Source organism: Methylocaldum sp. (assembly GCF_039794385.1).
Taxonomy (GTDB): Bacteria; Pseudomonadota; Gammaproteobacteria; order Methylococcales; family Methylococcaceae; genus Methylocaldum.
In genome coordinates this window covers 1-4,665 of the sequence record NZ_JBDIVO010000355.1, presented here as the reverse complement: position 1 = coordinate 4,665, position 4,665 = coordinate 1, and the positions used below count along the sequence as shown (strand labels likewise).

Below are 4,665 nucleotides of genomic sequence, written 5' to 3'. Positions count from 1 at the left end.
GACGAACTGGCGCCGACCGAGGACCAATGCTTTCTCATCGTGCAGGCCACCGCCGATCCCAACGTCTCCATCGACTACCTGGAACGCTGGACCGGCCGGGTCGGCGAGATCATTCAGGATTTCGACGCCACCGATCATTCGTTCGTCATCAACGGCGTGGTGCCGGGGGGAGGCGGCGTGGGCAGCGCCTATCAGGCTTTCGCCGGCATGTCGATGAAGGACTGGGAGGAGCGGGCGCAGAGCCAATTCGACATCATGCCCGAATTGCAGGATCGGGTGAACGGCGTCGCCGGCCTCCAGAGCGCGGTGTTTCCGCCGCCCGCGCTGCCGGGCGCCGGCGGCGGAACCCCGGTGCAGTGGGTCATCGGTACCACCGAGGAAACCGAGGCGCTCTACGATGCGGTGCAGCGGGTGCTGGAGCGGGCGCGGCAAAGCGGCAAATTCGACTTCATCGAAACCGATCTGCATTACGACCGGCTCCAGGTGCAGGTGGAGATCGACCGTGCCAAGGCGGCCGATCTCGGCATCGACATGCAGCAATTAGGCGGCGATCTTTCCACGCTGCTGAGCGCCGGCTATGTCAATTATTTCAGCGTCCGTGACCGCAGCTACCGGGTCATTCCCCAGGTGGAACGCGTCTATCGGCTTCGTCCGGAGCAGCTCGAGAATTATTATCTCCGCGCCCGGAACGGCAGCCTGATTCCCGCCTCCACCATCATCCGCCTGACGCAAACTGTACAGCCGCGGGAACTGGCCCGGTTCAACCAGCTCAACGCGGCCACCTTGTCCGGAGTCCCAGCGCCGGGAGTGACGCTCGGCGAAGCGGTGGAGTTCCTGAGGACGACCGTGGCCGAAGTCTTGCCCGGCGGATACGTCACCGACTGGAAAGGGCAGTCGCGGCAGTACGTCCAGGAGGGCGCGGAACTGGTCACCGCGTTTTTCCTGTCGGTGATCCTGATCTATCTGGTCCTTGGCGCGCAGTTCGAAAGCTTCCGCGATCCCGCCATCATGCTGGTGAGCGTGCCCATGTCGCTGGCCGGGGCGCTGCTGTTCATGGCGCTCGGGGTGGTCACCGTCAATATCTACACCCAGGTGGGCCTGTTGACGCTGATCGGCTCCATCATCCGCCACGGGATTCTCCTGGTGGAATTCGCCAACGAGGTCCAGCGGCGCGAGGGGCTGGACCGCCGCCGGGCGATGGAGACCGCGGCGGCGATCCGGCTCCGCCCGATCCTGATGACCACGATCGCGACCCTGGTCGGCATGATTCCGCTCTGGTTCGCGTCCGGACCCGGCGCCGAAAGCCGCTTCGCCATCGGCTTCGTGCTGGGCGCCGGCATGGCCATAGGCACGCTGTTCACGCTATTCGTGGTGCCGGCCTTTTATACCGTTATCGCCAGCGAGCGGGCCGGATCGGAAAAGGGTGAACAAGGTGAGGAGACCTGAAACCTGTTGTCGCTTAATCGTAGGACGCGGTGAGCTCTTCGAACCGCATCGATCGCTCTATCACCAATAATACGGACGACCATAATAGTCGTGGATCTCGATCTCGTAGCGGCGGTTGACCGGTTTTGTCGGATCGAACTCGGGCCCGTTGCGGATGCTTTCGGCATCGAGTTCGACATGCAGGCGCTGTGCGGTCCAATCGACTGAACCGAGCCAAGGCGTCGCCACCAGAACCTTGCGTCCCGGCAGCCAATGGCCCGTGTCGACCACCAGATAGCGCAGCGCCCAAGCCTGGTCGTCCACGATGAAATCGTCCACTTGGCCGATGTCCCGGTCGGTGGCGGCGATGTCGTAGCCGGTCACTTCCTCTACCGAACGCAAATGCTCTTCTTTCGGTTCCCGGATCTCGGTCCCGGGCACAGATGCCGGTGTCGGGTCGACGACTCCGCCGGGCCAGGGGTAAGCGCCGAAGCCGCCGGGACCCAAGCCATAGGGCGACAAGATGCCGGTGTAAGGGGGCTGCGAGTAATGCCGCCAATATTCGATCTCGTACGCTCGGGATACCGGGGCGTGCTCGTCCAGCGGCGGAGAGTTTTCGATTTGCTGTTTGGTCAAACGCACGGGCAAACGCCTGTGGGTCCAATCGGGTTGGTCGAGAAACGCGGGCGAAACGACCGCCTTGCGTCCGGGCAGCCATTTGGCGGTCTTGGCCACCATGAAGCGAACCACCCAATCGCGATCGTCGAACAGAAAATCGTCGCAGCGGCCGATGTCGCCGTCTTTCGCCCCCAGTACATATCCCACAATTTCCTTGACGCTTCTCAACATAAATCCTCCAAACTCGAGGTATCCGACATGCCGGATCGGCGCACTACTTGAAGCTGCCTCTTAGGTAACGAAACACGGCGGAAAGTTTCGGCACGAGCATTTAGCTCCCGTTCTCCGCTTCCTCGACGATCCGTTCTCTTTGCAGCCAGCGGGCCACCAGCCACCAGATCAATGCCCAGGCGGCTCCGATCATCCAGCCGGCGGCGACGTCGGACGGCCAGTGGACACCCAAGTACACCCGGCTGAAGCCGACCAGCAAGCAGAGCACGACGGCCATCGTCAGCACGAAAAACTTGGTGCGCCGATCGGGCAGCACTCGGGCGAGCAGGGCGCCCAGAGTCAGATAAGTGGCGGTAGCCAGCATCGCATGGCCGCTGGGAAAGCTTGCGGTGTAGACGTATGCGCCATGGGGTACGAGATCGGGGCGGGGGCGGTCGAAGCCGAGCTTGAGCAAGGTGTTGACAAGCAGGCCGCCGACGACGGCGATAGCCAAGAGGAGCACGGTCCGGCGTTTTCGCAACAGGGCGAGATAGCCCGCGACGCCTAGCGTGATGAATACGATCACGCCGACGCCGCCCAAGGCGGTGAAATCCCGGAACATTTCCTCGACCCATCGCGGGCCGATCGGGTCGGTCGGGTCGGCGGGATTCCGCAATGCCAGCAGGATGGCGGTGTCGACGGCACGCGTCTGACCTTCGGCGACCTCGTCGGCGAGTTCGATGAACCCCCAGATTCCCGCCCCGGTTAGGAGCATCAGCACAAGGGTTCGAAACTCGCGAGCAACGGCGGACCCTGCGGCGCCGAGTAGCGGTCTGAGCGCGACGATGAATCGTTGAGACATGGACATGGCGAACGCTTGTATCTCGATTGATGATCATGATTTGGACAATTCCATGGATTCTCCGGCACGGCGGGGCGGGGATAATTCCACTTTCCGCTTGGTCCTTATTAGTAAGTCCCCGTAAAAGTGCCTTTCATTCGACCGAACCGGCGGGGAGCCCGCAATATGCTGTCGGCAGCTCGGGATAGTACCGGTCGCCGGAGTTATAGGTATCCGCGGCTTTGATGGGAGGCGGCTCGATCGAGTTCTACGGCAAGGCCGGAATGCCGGCAAGGGACGTAATGATGGATCATGAGACCAGCGAGACACGGACTCCCAGTGGACTGCTGACCAAGCGGACGCTCATCGTCGCAGTCGCGGGTACGGCCGTCATTGCGCTGCTTCTGGCGGTTTGGCAGGTGTCGCAGATCCTCTTGCTGGTTTTCGCGAGTCTCCTCCTGGCCCTGTTCCTCCGCACGCTCGCCGAGTTCATCACCCGGCATACGCCTTTGTCCATGAACTGGTCGCTGACGGTGGTGGTCTTGATACTGCTGGGCTTGCTCGTGCTGATCCTGGCGCTGTACGGACCCGCCATTGCCGACGGTTTTTACCAGTTGTTCCAGCAGTTGCCGGCGGCGCTGGACCGGCTACGGAACACGCTCGAGCAATATCCGTGGGGACCCGCGGTGATCGATAGGCTATCCAGGGCGGGTAGTACCCTCACCGATCCCCAGCAGCTATCGAAAATCGCCGGGATTTTTTCGACCGCATTCGGCGCCTTGGGCAGCCTCTTCATCGTGATCGTGCTGGGGCTTTATTTCGCCGCTGATCCCAAGACCTACATCGACGGCACGGTTCATCTGTTTCCCAAGGGGCGCCGAGGACAGGTTTGGGAGGCATTCAACCGGATGGGGCATGCCCTCCGCTGGTGGCTGATCGGGCGAATCGCAGCCATGCTCGCCGTGGGGGTGTTGATCGGCATCGGGCTGATGGTGCTGGGAGTGCCGTTCGCATTTATTTTGGGTCTTGTCGCCGCCGCCCTGGATTTCGTGCCCAATATCGGGCCGCTGATTGCGGCCGTGCCGGCGATGATGGTCGGTCTCACCCAGGGCGGCCCGACGGTACTCTATGTAGCCATCCTCTATTTCGTGGTCCAGGCATTGGAAGGGTATCTGATCACGCCCTTCATCCAACAGAAGATTGTTTCCCTGCCGCCGGCTCTGCTGCTGACCGCCCAACTCATCATGGGCGCAAGCTTCGGCATCCTAGGACTTCTGCTCGCGCCGCCGCTGGTGGTGGTCATTATGGTGCTGGTGCAGATGCTGTATATGAGGGACGTATTGGGAGAATCCGTCGAGATGCCCTAAAGGCGGCTGGGTGGTTCGATTGTGATTTCTGTCGCAGGGGCCATTCCCACGCATGTGGGGAACAGATCCGAATGAGGCTAGCCGCGGATCGATCGTGCGCTGTCCGGAAAATGTTTCGGTTCAGCATCCGATCTCGTTGCTGTTTTCGGCAAGCAATGCACGTTCTTCTTCGCCGATCTCCGAATCCGCCGACGGCTTGGCCTT

The 4,665-nt window shown here is 61.8% G+C and carries 4 protein-coding genes; 2 read left to right on the top strand and 2 right to left on the bottom strand.

The window, feature by feature from the left end; all coding sequences use genetic code 11:
• The coding region (locus tag ABJK70_RS20585; protein ID WP_347258952.1) for an efflux RND transporter permease subunit at positions 1-1,446 on the top strand (1,446 nt) is incomplete at its 5' end.
• A 60-nt stretch (positions 1,447-1,506) separates the two neighbouring features.
• Here the strand turns inward: ABJK70_RS20585 and ABJK70_RS20580 are convergent.
• Positions 1,507-2,274, bottom strand: coding sequence for a PRC-barrel domain-containing protein (locus tag ABJK70_RS20580; RefSeq protein ID WP_077730598.1), 768 nt, complete (start codon positions 2,272-2,274; stop codon positions 1,507-1,509).
• Positions 2,275-2,374: 100 nt separating this feature from the next.
• On the bottom strand, positions 2,375-3,121 hold the full coding sequence (locus ABJK70_RS20575; protein WP_347258951.1) for a phosphatase PAP2 family protein: 747 nt from the start codon (positions 3,119-3,121) through the stop codon (positions 2,375-2,377).
• 218 nt (positions 3,122-3,339) lie between these two features.
• Between ABJK70_RS20575 and ABJK70_RS20570 the strand changes: the two genes are divergently transcribed.
• On the top strand, positions 3,340-4,461 hold the full coding sequence (locus ABJK70_RS20570; protein WP_347258950.1) for an AI-2E family transporter: 1,122 nt from the start codon (positions 3,340-3,342) through the stop codon (positions 4,459-4,461).
• Positions 4,462-4,665 lie beyond the last annotated feature (204 nt).

Bases quoted from the DNA above. Each gene is read 5' to 3' on its own strand.
- ABJK70_RS20580 (WP_077730598.1), bottom strand. From the start codon at position 2,274: ATGTTGAGAAGCGTCAAGGAAATTGTGGGATATGTACTGGGGGCGAAA.
- ABJK70_RS20570 (WP_347258950.1), top strand. From the start codon at position 3,340: ATGGGAGGCGGCTCGATCGAGTTCTACGGCAAGGCCGGAATGCCGGCA.
- ABJK70_RS20575 (WP_347258951.1), bottom strand. From the start codon at position 3,121: ATGTCCATGTCTCAACGATTCATCGTCGCGCTCAGACCGCTACTCGGC.